Genomic DNA, 19,533 nt, shown 5'->3' with positions numbered 1-19,533 from the left:
ATGAACGCAAAAATCAGATTGTATGTAGATCACCCTTTGGGTCAGGGGCAATCGGTTCCTTTGACGCGTGACCAGGCGCATTACCTGTTCGGGGTGATGCGGCTGTCCCTTGGTGGCCCAGTTGCCCTGTTCAACGGTCGCGATGGTGAATGGATGGCCGAGATTGTCGAAGCCGGCAAAAAAGGGGGCGTTCTGATCTGCTTAAAGCAGACCAAGCAACTTCAATTGCCGCCCGATCTATGGTTCTTGTTTGCGCCAATCAAAAAGGCACGTACCGATTTCATCGTTGAAAAGGCGGCGGAAATGGGCGCGGCGCGGATCGTGCCGGTGCAGACGCAATTCACCAATTCCGAGCGCATTCGCCAAGATCGTTTACAATCCCATGCAATCGAGGCTGCGGAACAATGTGGTGGGACTTTTGTGCCAGAGGTCGTTGACCTGAAACGTCTTGATTCGGTTTTGGACTCTTGGCCCGAAAATCGCCAATTGATGTTCTGTGATGAGGCCGAAGCAGGTGCGGCCTTGCATCTAACTGCTACAGAGAAAGGTCGTCCTTGGGCCATTCTGATCGGCCCGGAGGGGGGGTTTTCTGAACGTGAACGCGCGCGGCTGGCGGCGTTACCCTTTGCCCACGTAGTTAGCCTTGGGCCGCGTGTCTTGCGTGCGGATACCGCGGCAGTCGCTGCATTGACCATGTGGCAACAGGTATTGGGGGATTGGACTTGACTCCCCCACCCAGGCTTCATGTTTTGACGGCTACGCAGTCTGACAACGCGGTTATACTGCGCCGAGGACCTTCAGCTCAGGTTGCGGCGTTGTCTTGGGATCGGCGCAGGAACAAGGTAGAATTGGGTCGATGGATCAACGGGCGTATCCATGAATATCGGTGCGACCTGTCCCCCGACGGCAAGCATCTTGTTTACTTTGCTTGCCATGGTTCCAGGTGTTGGACCGCAGTATCCAGAACACCATGGTTGGCGGCCATCGCGTTCTGGCCGCAGGCGGACAGTTGGTTCGGCGGTGGTGCATTCACGGATGAGGGTGCGCTGTGGCGTAATGGGGCAGCTGCGGAAGATCATCTGCCCGATGGACTTGTCCCGGCCCCGATTGATGCTTATCCGCAGTCTACCGATGGATTTCACATGGGGGATCTGGCTGCATCCCGATTGGAACGGCGAGGCTGGAACCGTATTGAAGGTGCGCGATACGAGACGGTTCTGCAGCTCGAGCTTTCCTCTGGATTTGCCTTGCGCCAGAGTTTTTCACTGGGCCGCAAGAACAGGGCAATGATCTCAAGCAGTTATGCTTTGATCGCTCCTGGTGAAGAGAATATTGCTGATTTGAATGGGTGGGAGTGGGCGGACTTTTTTGAAAACAAAATTCAATGGGCCGAAAAAGGAGCGATCTGGCAGGCCAAAATATCACGCGAAGCGGGTCTTGTTGAACGGCATTTGGTATACGATCTGACGCCAATGAGATTTGAAGCCATCAAGGCACCTTATACCGGAGTTGAGCAGTGAGTTTCATCAGACCCGAAGCCAAGTGGGCCCTTTGGCGCTGGCGCGAAGTGTTAACGGCGCTCTTTGTTTTTTTAATAGGCTTAAGCTGGATTAGCGGTCCCGGTGGGTTGTTGGGTTGGTTGGGCTGGGTCCTGATCGCCATTTCCATAGCTCTTGCCGTTATCGGAGTTCAACGCGTCCGTTTTCGCACAGGAGCCGGCGGGCCGGGTGTGGTGACCATTGACGAGGGCCAGATAACATATTTCGGTCCCCTCGACGGCGGTATCGTCGCCACGCAGGAAATCGAACGTTTGGCATTGGACCCTACTTCCAATCCGGCACTTTGGGTTCTGGATCAGCCCGGCCAACCCACGCTTCACATTCCAGTGAATGCGGAAGGGGCCGAAGCGTTGTTTGACGTGTTTTCCAGTCTGCCGGGACTAAAAACCGAGCATATGCTGTCGGAACTAAACGGCGGTTCTGAACACCCGGTCGTCATTTGGGAACGACGCCCATCGCGCCCCTTGCATGTTCGGCTGCATTGACACTGCCGCGGTTTAGGATAACCACTGGCCAACACGACTGACACAGCAAGATCGGAGCACGGTTCATGTCTATCCCTCAGTCCGGCGGCGGACCGATCGAACGCCATGAGCAACTGGCCGAATATCTGGAAGCCGGCTGTAAACCCAAAGTGGATTGGCGTATTGGCACCGAGCATGAAAAATTTGGCTACTGCAAGGACACGTTGAAACCTCTGCCTTATGAAGGTGAACGCTCAATTCTGGCGGTTTTGCAAGGCCTGCGTGATTTGCACGGTTGGGCGCCTGTTGAAGAAGGCGGCAAACTGATTGGCCTGGAAAAAGACGGGGCGAACGTTTCGCTTGAGCCGGGCGGTCAACTGGAACTATCAGGCGCGCCGCTTGAAACGATCCACGAAACCTGTGACGAGGTGAACGCGCATCTGCGCGATGTGAAAGACATTGCGGATAAAATTGGCGTTGGATTCATAGGTCTTGGTGCGGCTCCGATATGGACACATGAAGACATGCCATTGATGCCTAAAGGGCGTTATCGGCTAATGAACGACTACATGGAAAAGGTCGGAACGATGGGCCGGGCCATGATGCGGCGGACTTGCACAGTTCAGGTCAATATCGATTTTGGATCCGAAGCGGACATGGTGCAAAAGCTTCGCGTTGCGCTGGCGTTGCAACCCGTCGCTACGGCGTTATTTGCGAACTCACCATTTTTCGAAGGCAAGCCCAATGGGCAGAAAAGCTGGCGCAGCTACATTTGGCGGCATTTGGATGATGCGCGAACCGGGATGTTGCCTTTCGTGTTTGAAGAAGGTTTTGGATTCGAACGATACGTTCAGTACGCGCTCGATGTGCCAATGTATTTTGTTTACCGCAATGGAAAGTACATTGATGCGCTCGGCATGTCTTTTCGCGACTTTCTTCAGGGTAAACTGCCGGCTCTGCCCGGTGAGACACCAACACTGAGTGATTGGGCTGACCACCTGACGACGGCATTCCCCGAAGCGCGGATCAAGAAATTCATGGAAATGCGCGGAGCTGATGGTGGTCCCTGGCGGCGTCTGTGCGCTTTGCCGGCGTTCTGGGTGGGCCTGACGTATGATCAGGGCGCGCTGGATGCCGCATGGGATCTGGTAAAGGATTGGGATGCCGAGACACGCGAAACTCTGAGAGTCGAAGCCGCAAAGAACGGTTTGCAGGCGCAGGTGGGCAAAATTAATATGCATGATTTGGCGCGCGAGGTGGTTGCGATCGCGAGTTCCGGATTGGCTGCCCGCGCCCGGCCGGGCGCCGGAGGTCTCGTTCAGGATGAGACACATTTTCTGAACGCGCTCAACGACAGTATCGAATCCGGGAAAGTGCCTGCCGACGAATTGCTGGACAAGTATTACGGTGAATGGCAAAGCGATCTGACCAGAATTTATCCCGAATTCAGCTACTGACGCCGCAGTGCTGTATGGGGTTGTGTTGCAGTTGGGAAAGCATTTGCTATTCGTTTAATTACACCCTTGCCATCAGCAGGGCGTTTTCGCGTAGTGTTGGGCCAAATTTTCTGACTGTGAAAACGAAATGGCCCGTATCAGCGAACTACATTACTCGAACGCTTATGCCGCTCAGACAGGCGTTTCCGAGTTTTTGGAAGTCTCACTTCGTCCGGGTGAGGATCCGGCGGATTTTACCGTGTCGTTCTACCAGGCCAACGGTCAGGTCGGTATCGAAATCCCATTGACTGACCCCTCGGTCCAAGTCTTGATCGACCCGGACAACAACGAACAGGTTTTCGTTATATCGGCAGATGATTTTCCTATCCTTCTGACGGACCCCAATGGTGGTGGCCCCAACAATTACGAAGCTTACGCGCTAACAAATACCTCGACGGGCGAGGTTATCGATTTTTACGATATTGGCGGCGGTACGCAGAATATCGTGGCGCAAAACGGACTTGCGGCAGGTGAAACTTCGGTCAATCTGCTGGTTTTGGTGGGGCCGAACCAAACAACGACTACGTTGCAGTTCAACCAGCCAAACCCGGATTCGCTGGTTTATGGAGATCTTTCACCTGGCGACAGTGGTGCACCCTGTTTTGTGGCCGGAACGCTGGTTGATACTCCGGAGGGCCCGCGGCGGGCGGAGACGCTTAGACCGGGTGACGCTGTATTAACGATCGATGATGGTCCCTGTCCGATCCTTTGGGCCGGGGGACGTACGGTTAAGGGGCACGGCAGGCTTGCACCCATCTGTATCCACGCAGGGGCGCTGAGTGCCGACGCTGATGTTTACGTTTCACCTCAGCACCGGCTTCTTGTGACGGGTTGGCAAGCTCAATTGCTGTTCGGCGAAGATGAGGTTCTGGTTCCCGCTAAGTCATTGGTTGACGGAGTGACTGTCACATCAGCGCCCTGCGATATCGTGCATTATGTCCATTTGTTTTTCGATCGGCATCAGTTGGTATCAACATCTGGTTTGATTTCGGAAAGTTTCTTTCCGGGCGCACAGGCGTTATCCAGTCTTGATCAAGACGCAGCGCGCGAGCTTTTTTTGTTGTTCCCTGAATTGCAGAATCATCCGGCAGGTTATGGCCAGACTGTCCGCCCGGTACGGTGCGGCGCACAGGCGGCAATGCTGCGGGCGATCTGATCCACGCCCTCTTGCTTTCGCGGACTGCTGTGATAGCAGGACTTGAACAGAATTCAGGGCAAGTTTCGGAAAGCGTCATGGACGATCTCAAGGCAAAATATCTGGGGCAGATCGCCGAAGCGGGCGACGAAAACACGCTCGAGGCGATCCGCGTCGCCGCCGTCGGGAAAAAGGGTGAAGTTGCGCTGAAGATGCGCGAATTGGGTAAAATGACCCCCGAGGAGCGCCAGATTGCAGGACCCGCACTAAACGCCCTCAAGGATGAGATCAACTCGGCTCTTACCGCTAAGAAGGCGGCACTTGCGGATGCCGCTCTGGATGAGCGGCTGCGTACGGAATGGCTGGATGTCACCTTGCCATCGCGTCCGCGCCGTCAGGGTTCAATCCACCCTGTTAGTCAGGCCACCGAAGAATTGACAGCAATTTTCGCCGAGTTGGGGTTTTCAGTGGCCGAAGGGCCGCGGATCGAAACTGATTGGCATAATTTTGACGCTTTGAATATCCCCGGCCACCACCCCGCTCGGGCCGAGATGGATACGTTCTATATGCATCGGGCCAAAGGGGATAACCGCCCGCCGCATGTGCTGCGCACACATACCTCGCCGGTTCAAATCCGCTCGATGGAGCTGCAGGGCGCACCGATCCGCGTGATCTGCCCGGGCGGCGTCTACCGCGCCGATTATGACCAGACCCACACGCCGATGTTCCATCAGGTCGAGGGGTTGGCCTTGGACAAAGACATCTCGATGGCGAACCTGAAGTGGGTTCTGGAAGAGTTCGTGAAGGCCTTCTTCGAGGTCGACGACGTCGAACTGCGCTTCCGCGCCTCACACTTCCCGTTCACCGAGCCCTCGGCCGAGGTCGACATCCGATGTTCCTGGGATAACGGTCAGCTAAAGATCGGTGAGGGCGACGACTGGATGGAGATTCTGGGGTCGGGCATGGTCCACCCCAAGGTGATCGCCGCTGGTGGGATCGACCCTGAGGTCTATCAGGGCTTTGCCTTCGGCATCGGCATCGACCGTCTGGCGATGCTGAAATACGGCATCCCTGATCTGCGGGCGTTCTTTGATTCAGACCTGCGCTGGCTGCGCCACTATGGGTTTGCCGCGCTGGATATGCCGAACCTGCATGGTGGTTTGAGTAGGTGAGTAATGTCCCGAATCTCCTGAATTCCGACAACCTTTCGAGCTTTGTGACTCTTTTTGTGGCGCTGATAGCGGTAGTCGGAGCCACAATTACTTACAGAGTGCAAAAACGACTGGATCGAGAAGCTGACCTAGTGTCAAAGAAACGCGAGCTTTATCTAAACTTCATGCGGTCCTTTATGCAGTTAAACAGTGATGGTGGACTAGAAACCTACAATTCGCTCAGGATGGAATTGTCTTTGCTAGCTTCCGATCAGGTTTTGAAAAGTGTCAATGAATTCGCAGAGTATGCCGCAGATACGTCGAGTCCGAGCGCTCAGCGCGACATGAAAAAATTTTAAAACTTGCTTGCTGCGGCGCTGACAGAAATGCGCCGAGACGTATTTAATAAGACGGCTTTATTAGTAGAAGACATCCAAAAGACGCTGCCAATTCAAAACTGATTAATAGCCAGATCGAGCGGCTTATGGCGACCTCCCACGGGGTTGTGACGTGACTTGAGGCGCAGGTTTTGTAGGCTCTAGCTTATGTTCCGGATTCTGACCTGCCTGTTGTTCCTCTTCCCACTACAAGCCGCAGCAATTGACTGCCACGGCGATGTGGCATGCGACCTTGGCGACCGCTCGTACCATGTACTTGAACCGGATGGCTGGGACGGCGAAACGACTTTGCCAGTGTTGCTGCATTTTCACGGTTGGGCACGGCAGGGCGATGTGGTGGTAAATCACTCGCGGATCGCTGGCGCGACCAAGCTGAGGGGCGTGTTGTTGGTGGCGCCGAACGGTCAGCGCAAAACTTGGGATTTCTGGACCTCTGAATCCGACGATGTGGCCTTTGCGAACCGGGTTTTGGAGGATGTGGCCAAACGCTATCCAGTGGATCCTAAGCGCATCTATGTGTCCGGCTATTCCTACGGCGGCGCTATGGCGTGGCGCTATGCCTGCCAGTCGGGTGACGGCACTGCAGCATTGCTGGCTGTTGCTGGTTCGATCCGGCAGACCGAAGACTGCCCGCAAGCCCCGCGCGAAGTGCGCCACGTGCACGGGCTAAGCGACACAGTCATGGATTTTCCTATAGGTCCGAATGGCGACAAGACCTATCCGGTTGCGCTATGGCGCGAGGCTTTTGATTGCCGGACAGCGACGCCGAGGGGCGACTGGAGCGTCGAGCCATTCCTGACGCTCAGCCGGATAGAATGGAGCGATTGCGCACAGGGGCAGGTGGTGCTGGACACGCATCCGGGCGGGCATTTTATCCCTCACGGCTGGATCGGTCGGCAGTTAGACGAACTTTTGGGCCGCAACCCCACCTATCCGTAACGCGCAACGCTTGCACCTTGGCCCAATCTTTGCCATTGCCTTGGCCGACTGGATGTTTGCCAAAAAAGGCTCCGCGCAATGAAATTCACTCTGTCTTGGCTGAAAGATCACCTCGAAACCGACGCGTCAGTAGACGAGATTGCCGAAACGCTAACCGATCTCGGCCTCGAGGTCGAAGAGATCGTGAACCCGGCGGACCGCCTTAAAGGATTTACGCTGGGTCGCGTCAAGCATGCTGAAAAGCACCCAGACGCAGACAAGCTGCGCGTTTGCACGGTTGAAACTGACGAAGGCGACCTGCAAATCATCTGCGGCGCACCGAACGCACGCGAGGGAATTACCGTAGTTGTCTGCAAGCCTGGCATGTACATCCCCGGTCTGGACTTGACGATCAATGTGGGCAAGATCCGCGGCGTCGAAAGCTTTGGTATGATGGCATCCGAGCGGGAGCTGGAGCTTTCAGACGAACATGACGGTATCATAGAACTGCCCACGGGCGAGGTCGGAGACAAGTTCGTCGACTGGCTGGCCGAGAATGACCCGGCCAAAGTTGATCCAATGATTGAAATCGCTATCACACCTAACCGCCCGGATGCATTGGGCGTTGCTGGGATAGCACGCGATCTGGCTGCTCGTGGCATCGGTAAGCTCAAAGAACGGGATTTTGCGCCTGTACCCGGAGATTTTGAAAGCCCAATCAAGGTGACGATTGATGACGACACGTTGGACGGATGCCCTCATTTCACCGGGCGTTTGATCAAAGGTGTCAAAAATGGTCCCAGTCCACAATGGTTGCAAGACCAGTTGAAGGCGATCGGGTTGCGTCCGATCTCGGCTTTGGTGGATATCACCAACTACATGACGTTTGATCATAACCGCCCTTTGCATGTTTTTGATGCAGACAAAGTTCAAGGAAATCTGCGCGTGCATCGCGCCAAAGGCGGCGAGAAGTTGGTTGCGCTGGATGAAAAAGAATACACTATTCAGCCCGGAATGATGCTGATTTCCGACGACAATGGGCCGGAATCAATAGCGGGCGTCATGGGAGGAGAGGAAACCGGCTGTACCGCAGATACAGTGAATGTATTTCTGGAAAGTGCTTTTTGGGATCACGTACAGATTGCCCTGACCGGGCGAGCGCTTAAGATCAACTCGGACGCGCGTTATAGGTTTGAACGTGGCGTCGACCCAGAATACACTCTGGAAGGGCTGGAACATGCCACTCAGATGATCCTTGATATCTGCGGAGGAGAGGCTTCGAACGTGGTCGAGGCAGGCAAGGCGCCGGATCACGCACGTTCTTACCGGCTGGATGCTGCGCGTGTGCAATCTCTGGTAGGCATGGACATCCCGGAAAGCGAACAGCGTCAAACCTTGACCCGCCTTGGATTTCAGTTGGACGGTGAAATGGCCAAAGTTCCAAGCTGGCGTCCGGATATCATGGGTGAAGCCGATTTGGTGGAAGAGGTCGCCCGGATCGCATCGCTGACCAAACTTCAAGGCAAGCCATTGTCGCGTGCCAATAGCGGGATACCCAAGCCGGTTATGACCCCGTCTCAACGGCGCCAGTCTATGGCGCGGCGCACGTGTGCGGCGCTAGGTTACAATGAGTGTGTTTCCTACACTTTCATTGATCAGGCTTCGGCCGCGCTGTTTGGCGGCGGCGATGATACCACCATGCTGGAAAACCCGATCTCGTCGGAAATGAGCCACATGCGCCCGGATCTGTTGCCCGGGTTGCTTCAGGCTGCCGCCCGAAACCAGGCTCGCGGTTATTCCGACTTGGCTTTGTTCGAGGTGGGCCCGGTTTTTCACGATGGCGAGCCTGGCGATCAAACGACACAAATCGCCGGTCTTCTGGTTGGAAATAGTGGTCCTAAAGATGTGCACAGAGCGTCTCGCTCGGTGGACGTGTTTGACGCCAAGGCTGACGCCGAAGCAGTTCTTGCGGCTATCGGAGCGCCTGAAAAAGTTCAGATCATGCGTGGAGCAAATTCTTGGTGGCATCCGGGGCGGCACGGAAAAATCTGTTTAGGACCCAAAAAAGTGCTGGGTGTGTTTGGTGAGTTGCACCCACGCGTTTTGCAGGCGATGGACGTCAAAGGACCGGCGATGGCATTTGTCGTATGGCCGCAAGAAGTTCCTATGCCGCGTAAATCCGGTGCAACGCGGTCGGCTTTGGAACTGCGGGACCTGCAGGCGGTCGAACGTGATTTTGCGTTCGTGGTCGACGCGCAGGTTGAGGCATTGACACTTGTCAATGCAGCGGCGGGTGCTGACAAGGTTCTGATTGATAATGTGCGCGTCTTTGATGAGTTCATCGGCGGCAATGTAGGCGACGGCAAGAAATCTCTGGCCATTACAGTGCGTCTTCAACCTTCAGAAGCGACCTTGAAAGATCAGGATATCGAAGCGGTCAGCGCGAAAATTGTCGAAAAAGTCGCTAAGGCAACAGGCGGCGTTCTGCGCGGCTAGAGTCGCTTCGCCCATGGTTTGATCACTTTGGTAAGGCGAGAGCCATTTATCTACTTTGGTTACCTGAAAAGGAGAAAGACATGCTGAAGGTTTACCTTTCCGGAGAAATACACACCGATTGGCGCGAACAGATTATCGATGGCGCACGTGGCTTAGAGGTAACTTTTAGCAGCCCAGTGACTGATCATGGTGCAAGCGATGATTGCGGCGTAGCCATTTTGGGAGGCGAGCCAAACAAATACTGGCACGACCACAAAGGTGCCATGCTCAACGCAATTCGTACCCGAAAAGGGATCTTGGATTCTGATGTCGTTGTTGTTCGTTTTGGCGACAAATACAAACAATGGAACGCGGCATTTGACGCGGGTTATGCCTCGGCTTTGGGCAAATCGATCATCGTGTTGCACGGTCCCGATCATCAGCATGCGCTGAAAGAGGTGGATGCCGCTGCTTTGGCTGTTGCGGAAGAACCAGGACAGGTAGTTGAGATTCTGCGATATGTTTTAACCGGAAAATTGTCTGATTAGCCAAATGCAAAGATCGCGAACGGATATTTTGAGCCGTTCGCGTTGATTTACAAACTAGTCGCGTGCCGGTATCGACCTGCCTTTCTGAACCGCAGGCCTGGCAAGGAAACGGTCAAGATAGATCGGAAGGTTGGTAAACTCATCCCACCCCACGACGTCTTTGGTGCCATAAAAATCCAGCGCGGTTAACCATGATGCAATGGCAATGTCTGCTATTGAATAGTCCCCGGCGATCCAATCCTGGCCGTCAAGCTGTGTATTCAAAACGTTCAGCAAACGTTTGGCTTCGTCACGATAACGCGCGCGCGGACGAGGATCTTCGATTTCACTGCCGGCAAATTTATGAAAATATCCAAGTTGACCCAGCATCGGGCCAATACCACCCATTTGGAACATCAGCCACTGGGTGATGCGATGTCGTTCAGACGGTGACCGCCCAAGGAGTGTGCCGCTTTTTTCTGCGAGATAAAGTAGTATCGCTCCACTTTCGAATAGCCCAATTGGCTGACCATCGGGTCCGTCTGGATCAACGATTGCCGGAATTTTGTTGTTGGGGTTGAGCGATAGGAATTCGGGGCTTTTGACATCCGCATCAGCAAGAGTGACCAGATGCGGTTCATAGGCAAGCCCGGTCTCTTCCAACATAATTGACACCTTTATGCCGTTTGGCGTTGGGAACGAATATAGCTGAATCCTTTCAGGCCATTGCGGGGGCCATTTTGACATGATCAGGAATGAGCTTACATCCAGCATCGGAGGTTCCTTTCTCGTGCAACTCATGGGCACTTTGACAAAACCACGTCACCTTGTCAGTTCCGGAACTGTGCGTAAAAGGTCAGCAGATGTTTGCAGGGGAACACTTGGGGGGAAAACCATGCAACCCGGCCCCTAGACCCAACAAGAACTTTGGAACAAACTCACTTATGATCCCCGCGCTAGATGCCCGGGTATGCTGTCGAAAAGGAGATGCGCGTGGAAGAAGTTGCAACACAGGTGGGCGCGTTCGGTCCATTGATTATGAACGCGATCAAAGCCCTGATTGTATTGGTGCTCGGCTGGATTTTGGCCGGAGCGATAAGCGGTGTGGTCCGCCGTCGGATAAACGCGACACCACATATCGACCCGACACTTGGAAATTTCGTTGCCAGCCTGGTCAAATGGGTGCTTTTGGCGATTGTGTTCGTTGCAGTATTAGGGATCTTTGGCATTCAGGCTACCAGCATTGTCGCTATTCTGGGTGCTGCATCGTTGGCGATCGGTCTTGCCCTTCAAGGGACACTCAGCGATCTTGCCGCGGGCGTGATGTTGGTTGTTTTCCGGCCATACAAACTGGGGCAATACGTTGATATTGGTGGAACTGCTGGGACGGTCAAAGACCTGAACCTTTTCACGACAGAGCTTGTTACCCCGGACAATGTTCAAATCATCGTGCCGAATGGTCAGGCATGGGGGTCGGTTATTACAAACTATTCAGCTCACGATACTCGACGCGTCGATCTGGTGTTTGGCATCGATTATGGTGACAGCGCAGATGATGCAATGCAGATTATTTTGGACGTAGCAAAAGCCGATGAGCGCATTCTGGGCGATCCGGAGCCTTGGGTAAGGGTGACAAATCTGGGTGACAGTTCGGTCGACCTGACGGCGCGTCTTTGGTGCGCGGCAGATGATTATTGGGACGTCAAATTCGAACTGACAAAAACCATCAAAGAAGCCTTTGACGCAAAGGGAGTTTCGATCCCATACCCGCATTCGGTGGAGATCCAAAGGCAGGGCTGAAAGCCATGGACCCTGTGTCCAGAAGTGTGAAATGGCAGTACTTCAAAACGAAAAGTGCCGCGCGATTCGCGCGGCACCTTTTTTGATTAGACAGAAGACTTTTCCAAACCGTGCCATAAACGGTAAATTTAGCTAGGATTTAATGACAACTGACGGAGAGACGACGTCGATCCCAAGAGCCTTGCCAACAGCGTAATAGGTCAGTTGGCCCGCGTGGATGTTCAAACCTGCCAACAGGTGCGGATCGTCTTGACATGCCTCTTTCCAACCCTTGTCTGCCAGGGCCAAAAGAAATGGCATAGTGGCGTTTCCAAGAGCAATGGTTGACGTTCTCGCGACCGCGCCGGGCATATTGGCGACGCAATAATGCATAATCCCGTCCACTTCATAGATCGGGTCCGCATGCGTGGTTGCCTTTGAGGTTTCAAAGCAACCGCCTTGGTCTATTGCTACATCAACCAAAACCGCGCCGGGTTTCATTGTCGACAGCTGTGCGCGGGTCACTAACTTGGGAGCAGCCGCCCCCGGGATAAGCACCGCGCCAATTACCATGTCGGCATCCTGAATCAGTTCGGCAGTTGCGCCCGCGGTTGAATACTGGTTCTTGAACGTTCCGCCGAATACGTCGTCCAGATAACGCAGGCGCGGCAGGGATCGATCCAGCACGGTGACGTCTGCGCCCATGCCTGCAGCGATTTTAGCGGCGTGAGTGCCTACAACTCCGCCCCCAATGACGACGATCTTGGCCGGGCCCACACCAGGCACGCCGCCCATCAGCACACCGCGACCGCCATTGGCCTTTTGCAGTGTCCACGATCCGACCTGTGGCGCAAGGCGGCCTGCAACTTCGGACATTGGCGCCAGCAGCGGCAGTCCTCCGTTGGCATCCGTGACGGTTTCATAAGCAATCGCGGTGCAGCCTGACTCCAACAGATCGTGGGTCTGATCAGGATCAGGCGCTAAATGTAGGTACGTAAACAGCAATTGACCTTCGCGTAGCATTTTGCGTTCGACCGCCTGTGGTTCCTTGACCTTCACGATCATGTCGGCCGTTGCGAAAACCTCTTCCGCGGTGTCGACTATTCGAGCGCCGGCCGCGACATATGCTTCGTTTTCAAAGCCGGAACCTGTTCCAGCATTGGTTTCGATGATGACCTCATGCCCGTGTGCCACGGCTTCGCCAGCTGCGTTCGGGGTCATTCCTACACGGAACTCCTGAGGTTTGATTTCTTTGGGGCAACCGATCTTCATTGAGGTTCTCCATACATAAACTGCCTAAATTATGTGCAAAATTGAGCGCAATTTTTGTGAAACCCTGCTTGTGAAAATCAAAAAACGCGGGAATTTATTCGACAATAAGGCCAAGTCATGCAATAGACGTGCGCAAATGAGTTTGGATGCAACCGATCGTAAGATTCTAACCGCGCTGCAGCGCAAAGGGCGGATGTCCAATTCCGAGTTGTCGGATCAGGCAAACCTTTCGCCTTCGGCCTGCCACCGCAGAGTGCAACGTCTGGAGGCAGAAGGCTATATAAAGGACTACGTCGCCCTGCTGGACGCCCGCAAAATGAATGTCCCGACAACGGTTTTCGTTGAAATCACGCTGCAGGGACAAGCCGAAGAAGTCCTGAACGCCTTTGAAAAGGCCGTAGCCCGGATCCCGGACGTATTGGAATGCCATCTGATGGCTGGCACAGCGGATTACATTCTGAAGGTTGTTGCGGAAAATACAGAAGATTTCGCACGTATTCACCGCCAATACCTGTCTCGCCTACCCGGCGTGGCCCAAATGCAGAGTTCTTTTGCGTTGCGAACTGTATTCAAAACGACCGCACTTCCGGTGTGACCTTTAAAGCGCCAAAAGTCTTCGGATTCATCTCCCAAATTGATAGGTGCACACAAATTCAGCTGTTTGGATTAGCGACGTCCCGGAGGTTCTGGTTGCGTCAATTCTCGCGCTTGTATCCTATTGCCGAACGGGCCACATTTAAAGTCTGGCGCTTTAGGTTGCATTGCCAAAGGGCAGCGACTTTTTGGCGAAATCGCGACCTTGACGACATATGTCGTTTACACAGCGCCGATACGGTCCGGACCCGAAGAATTATAAGGAGCAGACCTTGGCACACGACATTAATGACGCTGCGCAGGACTGGTTGGAAGCTGAACTGGAAGACACGCTCGACGAAGATTTCGAGATCGAATTCAATGAGCCGATGCTTTCAATGGAGATCCGAAAAATCTATCGCGAACAGCATCCAGATATGCTGGACCGAAAGCTGTATTTCCGCAATCTTCTGCGTCTGCAGGCTGAATTGATCAGAGTTCAGGATTGGGTTCAGCATACAGGTGCCAAGGTGTGCATCCTGTTTGAGGGTCGCGACAGTGCCGGCAAGGGCGGTGTGATCAAGCGGATTACTCAACGTCTGAATCCGCGAGTTGCCCGAGTGGTCGCCTTGCCCGCACCAAGCCGCCGCGAACAAAGCCAATGGTATTTTCAGCGCTATGTCCCGCACTTACCCGCAGCTGGCGAAATCGTTCTGTTCGATCGTTCATGGTATAACCGAGCGGGTGTCGAGCGGGTTATGGGATTTGCAAGCGAAAGTCAGGTCGAACAGTTTTTTCAAGACGTTCCTGAATTTGAACGTATGCTGGTTCGTTCAGGAATTATTTTGTTAAAGTACTGGTTTTCAATCACGGATGAGGAACAGCAATTGCGGTTCTTGATGCGGATTCATGATCCTATGAAGCAATGGAAGCTGTCGCCTATGGATTTGGAGTCTAGAATTCGTTGGGAGGCGTATACGAAGGCCAAGGAAGATATGTTCTTCCGCACCAACATTCCCGAAGCGCCTTGGTATATCGTGGAAGGAAACGACAAGAAACGTGAGCGCCTGAATTGTATCGAGCACCTTTTGACCAAAATACCTTATGATGATGTTCCGCAGGAAAAGGTAACGCTTCCTGATCGTCGTTATAACCCCGAATACGAGCGCCGTATTTTGCCAGACGAGTTGCATGTGCCCAAGATTTATTGAATCAGGCAGATATTGGATACGGGACACGGAGCCCCGTATCCAAATTTCGATCACCCGAAATCAAAGGCCCAGTTTACTTCATATGTTGCAGTGCAGTCGAAATCCTGACTTGACTCATCGATTGCGCCTTCTTCTTCGGCGAATGTCTCTTCTTCGTCAGAGCCAAGGCTGAATGCAAAGTCGAAATCATTCGACTTGGACTCAGGTTGAGCCCACTTTGACGTATTCCAATCGAACTGATCGAAGCGAGCCTTCAAGGTGTTCACCATTTCTTCGACCTCAACCAAAAAGGCCTGCACGTCAAATTCTTTGATGTCAGTGACATCAGATTCCACGACTGCTTTTTCGTATGGCTCGTCTTTGATTTCGACCGGTTCAACGATGTCTTCCGTGACTGTTTCGTCTCTGCTTTCTAACGGTTCCGCAACATTTTCCTCGACAGGTTTTTCGCCGCTTTCAACCGGCTCGGCGATTTCCTCTTCGATTTTTTCGTATTCGCTTCCGTCAGGCTCTGCGACGTTTTCTTCAACGGTTTCGTCGTTGTCTTCAACCGGTGTCACAACGGTTTCTTGAGTGGGCGGGTCAATTTCTTCCACTGGTTCCGCAGTAACTTCTTCGGCGGTTTGATAATCGTCTTCGATCGGTTCGACGGTTTCTTCTTCGACAGGTTGCAGAGATTCTTCTGCAGGTTGGGTCGGGATAGGTTCTACAAAAGCCAGGCCTTGATCCAGCAGAACCGGAGCGCTGGTCGTGGCGAAGTTCTGAGTAACCATGACCGCGTCGTAGCCCCGCATATCACCGGTCTCGATGCCGATGCCAATATACCTGAAATCAGGGTTGAGTATGTTAGCACGGTGACCCGGGCTGCTCATCAAATTCTCATGCAGTTGTGCAACATCATCGCTGATACCAGGCGCGCCGCGTTCGGATTGCCACGCGATATTCTCGCCTGACCGCCAACTGCCTTCAAAATCGAATCCAGCTGCCCGCATCCGCTGGGTTGCGGATGATCCGTCTTCACCTGTGTGGCTAAATCTGTCCGTATCCAGCATCCAGGCGCTGTGATCCTCTGATGAATCATTCAGTTGGGTTTCCATTAGCAGTGGATCCAATCCGCGGGATTCGCGCTCTTGGTTAATCAGCGCCAGCATTTCCCACTCGATTGTACTTGCTGTCGACATTTATGCCTCCGTTTGTTCACGTCCTTTCGGACGCGACCAGTTACAGAGGGATTTTGGTTGGTAGAAAAGCGTCCGGCGCAATCAGATCAGGTATTGGCAAGGTGGTGCTGGCTTGGATGATTCGGTTGGCTGCAATATGCCGGTCCAAACGGTCCAGCGCGCGGTCGGCAAATTACCGCAAGCAACCCACGGCCTATCGGCGAATAACGTCTGATCCAAAAACGACAAACCCCCGGGCGCCGCCTCGGGGGTCGTCAAATAGTGTCATCCAAAGCTGGACGAGACGCAGATCTCAGAGCAGACCTTCGCGCTGGGCTTTCTTACGTGCCAGTTTGCGGGCACGGCGGATCGCTTCAGCTTTCTCGCGCGCTTTCTTTTCCGACGGCTTCTCGAAATGTTGCTTAAGCTTCATTTCACGGAACACGCCTTCGCGCTGCAGCTTTTTCTTCAGGGCACGAAGCGCCTGATCGACATTGTTGTCGCGAACACTAACCTGCATGTGGTTGTCACCACCTTTCTAGATAGAGTTGCAAGGATTTGCAGGAGGTGGCCGTATAGCAAAGCGCACCTATCTTGTCTAGTACTGGGCCAGAATCGGAGAAACGCAATGACAGTGACTTACGAAGACACGAAGCAACAGCTGTTGGATGCTATTCTGGACCATGTGCCATTTGACGGCTGGTCCGAGGTGAGCTTTCGCGCCGCAGTCGTCGATTGCGGTCTGGATGAAGGCATGGCTCGTATCATTTGTCCTCGCGGCGCAGTGGAGTTGGCATTGGCGTTCCACGCGCGCGGTGATGCAGAAATGTTGGAGCGGATAAAGTCCGAAGATTTAAGTGGGCTGAAGTTCCGCGAAAAAATTGCAGCAGCAGTTAGGTTTCGTTTGCAAGCCGTACACGATAAAGAGGCGGTTCGCCGGGGGGTCACTCTGTTTGCTCTGCCGATGTATGCAGCGGACGGAGCGAAGGCGATCTGGGGCACATGCGATCAGATTTGGGATGCGCTTGGTGACACCTCAGACGATGTGAACTGGTATACCAAACGCGCGACTTTGTCCGGTGTTTATTCCTCGACCCTGTTGTATTGGTTGGGGGATGACAGTCCAGACAATCAAAAAACGTGGGAATTTCTTGATCGCCGCATAGAGGGTGTAATGCAGTTTGAAAAGCTCAAGGCGCAAGTTAACGGGAACCCGCTCTTGAAACCCTTACTGTCTGTCCCCAACTGGCTGGCTGGACAAATTAAGGCACCGGTTCGGATGCGGGCTGACCTTCCCGGTTTGCTTAACCCCCGAAAGTAATCTGAACTTGCGACTGGGCCTTTAGCCTGATGCCTGTTAGGCAATCGGCAAAGGAGATTGGCAGATGACACAGATGATGCGCGCCGTTGAAATAACGACACCTGGTGGCCCGGATGTTTTGCAACTGACCGAACGTCCGGTTCCGAAACCTGGACACGGTCAGGTTGTCATCAAGGTCGCCTACGCCGGCGTTAATCGCCCTGATGCCCTGCAACGGGCAGGGGCCTATGATCCGCCGCCGGGTGCAAGCGACTTGCCGGGCCTTGAGGCATCCGGCGAAATTGTTGCTGTTGGTGAAGGTGTTGAAGGTTTGGCGGTTGGCGATCAAGTCTGCGCGTTGTTACCCGGTGGCGGATACGCAGAGTACGTTGCGACACCGGCAGCGCATTGTCTGCCTGTGCCGTCTGGGATGGGCCTAAAAGAAGCTGCTTGCTTGCCTGAGACCTTCTTTACTGTATGGTCTAATGTGTTCACTCGAGGAGGGTTGAAGGCCGGTGAAAGGTTTCTGGTTCATGGCGGCTCCAGCGGGATTGGAACAACGGCAATCCAACTGGCACACGCGTTCGGCGCCCGGGTTTTTGCCACAGCAGGATCAGACGAAAAATGTGCCGCCTGTGTCAGCCTCGGAGCCGAAAAAGCGATAAATTACAAAGATGAAGACTTTGTTGCCGTCATGCGCACTGAAGGCGGCGCAAATTTGATCCTCGACATGGTTGGTGGGGATTACATACCCCGAAACCTCAAAGCCTTGGCCGAAGATGGCCGTCTGGTCCAGATCGCTTTCCTTCAAGGACCAACAGTTGAGGTCAACTTTGCGCTTATGATGGTCAAGCGTCTGACTTTAACCGGGAGTACGTTACGACCGCAAAGTAATCTGGCCAAGGCGCTTATTGCGCAAGATTTGCTTGAGGCTGTTTGGCCGTTGCTCGAGGCCGGGAAAGTCGCTCCAGTTATGGATAGCGAGTTTGATCTGACGGACGCCGCGTCGGCGCACACGCGAATGGAAAGTTCGGGCCACATCGGAAAGATCGTTCTTAAGGTTGCAGACTAAAGGCCCGGACCAATGGTCACGCTATGGCACGCCGGTACAGATGCCAGGTGGCATGGCCAAGTACCGGCATTACGATGATCAGGCCAAGCAGCAGCGGAATAGCACCAAGCAGCAGCAAGGCCGCGACTATGAAACCCCAAGTAAGTATTACGCCCGGATTTTCTCGCAGGACCCGAACTGAGGTCACCACTGCGATCGGTAGCCCGACTTTCTTGTCCAGCAACAAGGGGAAGCTGACAACACTAATAGCAAGTGCCACAAGCGCGAAAACAAACCCGATCGCAGTTCCCAGTATAATCATAACCCAGCCAGCGCTTGTGGTGAAAACCTCAGTCACAAAGGCACCGAAAGAAACGGGCGAATCGGGCCCAAGTGTTTGTGAATAGAGACTTTGTGCCACCATTAGCCAGATCAAAAAAAGAACTATCAGGTAAAACCCCAATGCCAGAATTGCGCCAAACGAGGGCGAGCGAAATACTCCAAAGGCGTCTAGCCAATGAACTTCGCCTCCCGACTCTCTTTTCCGGCTAATTTCATACAGCCCAACGGCGGCCACTGGCCCTATCAGTGCAAATCCAGCGATCAGCGGTGCCAGAAGCGGGATCATGTTCATGTTTAGTCCGAAACCGAACATCAACATACCTGCAATTGGGTAAATTAGCACGACAAAGATTGCGTCGGCGCGGGTTTCGAGGAAGTCCCGATAACCAGCGCGAAGACAGTCGCGCAGATCCTGAATAGTAAGCCTTTTAACCATAGGAAGTTGTTGAGTGTCCGAACTGCCTACCCTGGAAAGGCTTTCCGCAATATGTGAACTGGTCGCACCAAGATTTCTAGCGGCCCAACTGATTGGATTTCCGATTGTTTTGCCCATGATCATCCCCTCCACAGCGCTTTGGCGCGTAAGGATGCATCCGGTTTTTTGGGTGTCCGGACCGAATGATCCTTCAACGCCTAAGTGAATTATACCACATTATGGCGTTTATGTCTTTCCGAGCCTGCGGATTGAATGGATTGCCCTATCGTTCGGGCGTGATAGCTTT

Annotated in this window: 19 protein-coding genes; 14 read left to right on the top strand and 5 right to left on the bottom strand. The window is 53.7% G+C overall.

The window, feature by feature from the left end; all coding sequences use genetic code 11:
* From AC2FNV_RS08710 to AC2FNV_RS08670, 9 genes are all read left to right on the top strand, one after another.
* The gene (locus AC2FNV_RS08710; RefSeq protein WP_170605880.1) at window positions 1-726 is read left to right on the top strand and encodes a 16S rRNA (uracil(1498)-N(3))-methyltransferase; all 726 of its coding nucleotides are present in this window, start codon (window positions 1-3) and stop codon (window positions 724-726) included.
* A complete protein-coding gene (locus tag AC2FNV_RS08705; RefSeq protein WP_170605882.1) occupies window positions 723-1,520 on the top strand; it encodes a hypothetical protein in 798 nt (265 codons plus the stop codon). Before AC2FNV_RS08710 ends, AC2FNV_RS08705 begins: the two co-directional genes overlap by 4 nt.
* A complete protein-coding gene (locus tag AC2FNV_RS08700; RefSeq protein WP_170474737.1) occupies window positions 1,517-2,044 on the top strand; it encodes a hypothetical protein in 528 nt (175 codons plus the stop codon). The genes AC2FNV_RS08705 and AC2FNV_RS08700 overlap by 4 nt, the downstream gene beginning before the upstream one ends.
* Before the next feature lie 65 nt (window positions 2,045-2,109).
* A complete protein-coding gene (locus AC2FNV_RS08695) occupies window positions 2,110-3,480 on the top strand; it encodes a glutamate--cysteine ligase (protein ID WP_170605884.1) in 1,371 nt (456 codons plus the stop codon).
* Between the two features lie 127 nt (window positions 3,481-3,607).
* Entirely contained in the window at window positions 3,608-4,675 is a 1,068-nt protein-coding gene (locus tag AC2FNV_RS08690) for a Hint domain-containing protein (RefSeq protein ID WP_170605886.1), read from the top strand.
* Between the two features lie 77 nt (window positions 4,676-4,752).
* Complete coding sequence (gene pheS, locus AC2FNV_RS08685; protein ID WP_170605888.1) at window positions 4,753-5,826, top strand: phenylalanine--tRNA ligase subunit alpha; 1,074 nt, start codon at window positions 4,753-4,755, stop codon at window positions 5,824-5,826.
* A 524-nt stretch (window positions 5,827-6,350) separates the two neighbouring features.
* The gene (locus AC2FNV_RS08680) at window positions 6,351-7,142 is read left to right on the top strand and encodes a CE1 family esterase (RefSeq protein WP_170605890.1); all 792 of its coding nucleotides are present in this window, start codon (window positions 6,351-6,353) and stop codon (window positions 7,140-7,142) included.
* A 78-nt stretch (window positions 7,143-7,220) separates the two neighbouring features.
* On the top strand, window positions 7,221-9,617 hold the full coding sequence (pheT, locus tag AC2FNV_RS08675; RefSeq protein WP_170605892.1) for a phenylalanine--tRNA ligase subunit beta: 2,397 nt from the start codon (window positions 7,221-7,223) through the stop codon (window positions 9,615-9,617).
* Between the two features lie 80 nt (window positions 9,618-9,697).
* Window positions 9,698-10,144 (top strand): YtoQ family protein, encoded by a 447-nt coding sequence (locus AC2FNV_RS08670; protein WP_170605894.1) that lies wholly within the window; start codon window positions 9,698-9,700, stop codon window positions 10,142-10,144.
* 54 nt (window positions 10,145-10,198) lie between these two features.
* Here the strand turns inward: AC2FNV_RS08670 and AC2FNV_RS08665 are convergent, their stop codons facing one another.
* Window positions 10,199-10,897: a glutathione S-transferase family protein gene (locus AC2FNV_RS08665; RefSeq protein WP_170605896.1), complete on the bottom strand. Its 699-nt coding sequence runs from the start codon at window positions 10,895-10,897 to the stop codon at window positions 10,199-10,201.
* A gap of 219 nt (window positions 10,898-11,116) precedes the next feature.
* On the opposite strand from AC2FNV_RS08665, the gene AC2FNV_RS08660 reads away from it, so the two are divergent.
* Window positions 11,117-11,923, top strand: coding sequence for a mechanosensitive ion channel family protein (locus AC2FNV_RS08660; RefSeq protein WP_170475393.1), 807 nt, complete (start codon window positions 11,117-11,119; stop codon window positions 11,921-11,923).
* 132 nt (window positions 11,924-12,055) lie between these two features.
* Here the strand turns inward: AC2FNV_RS08660 and ald are convergent, their stop codons facing one another.
* Window positions 12,056-13,174 carry an alanine dehydrogenase gene (gene ald, locus AC2FNV_RS08655; RefSeq protein WP_170605898.1) on the bottom strand — a complete coding sequence of 373 codons (1,119 nt, stop codon included), beginning with the start codon at window positions 13,172-13,174 and terminating at the stop codon, window positions 12,056-12,058.
* A gap of 136 nt (window positions 13,175-13,310) precedes the next feature.
* Here ald and AC2FNV_RS08650 point away from each other — a divergent pair, with 136 nt between their 5' ends.
* Both AC2FNV_RS08650 and ppk2 read left to right on the top strand, forming a co-directional pair.
* Complete coding sequence (locus AC2FNV_RS08650) at window positions 13,311-13,769, top strand: Lrp/AsnC family transcriptional regulator (RefSeq protein ID WP_170474762.1); 459 nt, start codon at window positions 13,311-13,313, stop codon at window positions 13,767-13,769.
* A gap of 271 nt (window positions 13,770-14,040) precedes the next feature.
* Window positions 14,041-14,958 (top strand): polyphosphate kinase 2, encoded by a 918-nt coding sequence (gene ppk2, locus AC2FNV_RS08645; RefSeq protein ID WP_170474765.1) that lies wholly within the window; start codon window positions 14,041-14,043, stop codon window positions 14,956-14,958.
* 50 nt (window positions 14,959-15,008) lie between these two features.
* On the opposite strand, the gene AC2FNV_RS08640 is transcribed toward ppk2, so the two are convergent.
* Together AC2FNV_RS08640 and rpsU are read right to left on the bottom strand one after the other, a co-directional pair.
* On the bottom strand, window positions 15,009-16,139 hold the full coding sequence (locus AC2FNV_RS08640; RefSeq protein ID WP_170605900.1) for a CAP domain-containing protein: 1,131 nt from the start codon (window positions 16,137-16,139) through the stop codon (window positions 15,009-15,011).
* A gap of 292 nt (window positions 16,140-16,431) precedes the next feature.
* Entirely contained in the window at window positions 16,432-16,638 is a 207-nt protein-coding gene (gene rpsU / locus AC2FNV_RS08635; RefSeq protein WP_005614280.1) for a 30S ribosomal protein S21, read from the bottom strand.
* Between the two features lie 108 nt (window positions 16,639-16,746).
* On the opposite strand from rpsU, the gene AC2FNV_RS08630 reads away from it, so the two are divergent.
* Together AC2FNV_RS08630 and AC2FNV_RS08625 are read left to right on the top strand one after the other, a co-directional pair.
* Window positions 16,747-17,439, top strand: a complete 693-nt coding sequence (locus AC2FNV_RS08630; RefSeq protein ID WP_170605902.1) for a COQ9 family protein — start codon at window positions 16,747-16,749, stop codon at window positions 17,437-17,439.
* A gap of 64 nt (window positions 17,440-17,503) precedes the next feature.
* Entirely contained in the window at window positions 17,504-18,490 is a 987-nt protein-coding gene (locus AC2FNV_RS08625; RefSeq protein WP_170605904.1) for an NAD(P)H-quinone oxidoreductase, read from the top strand.
* A 16-nt stretch (window positions 18,491-18,506) separates the two neighbouring features.
* Here the strand turns inward: AC2FNV_RS08625 and AC2FNV_RS08620 are convergent, their stop codons facing one another.
* On the bottom strand, window positions 18,507-19,364 hold the full coding sequence (locus AC2FNV_RS08620) for a DUF2189 domain-containing protein (protein ID WP_170605906.1): 858 nt from the start codon (window positions 19,362-19,364) through the stop codon (window positions 18,507-18,509).
* Window positions 19,365-19,533 lie beyond the last annotated feature (169 nt).

It is taken from the genome of Ruegeria sp. BHSA163 (assembly GCF_059613365.1).
Note: the sequence above shows the minus strand (reverse complement) of the source record. Positions and strands in the feature narration are given on the sequence as shown.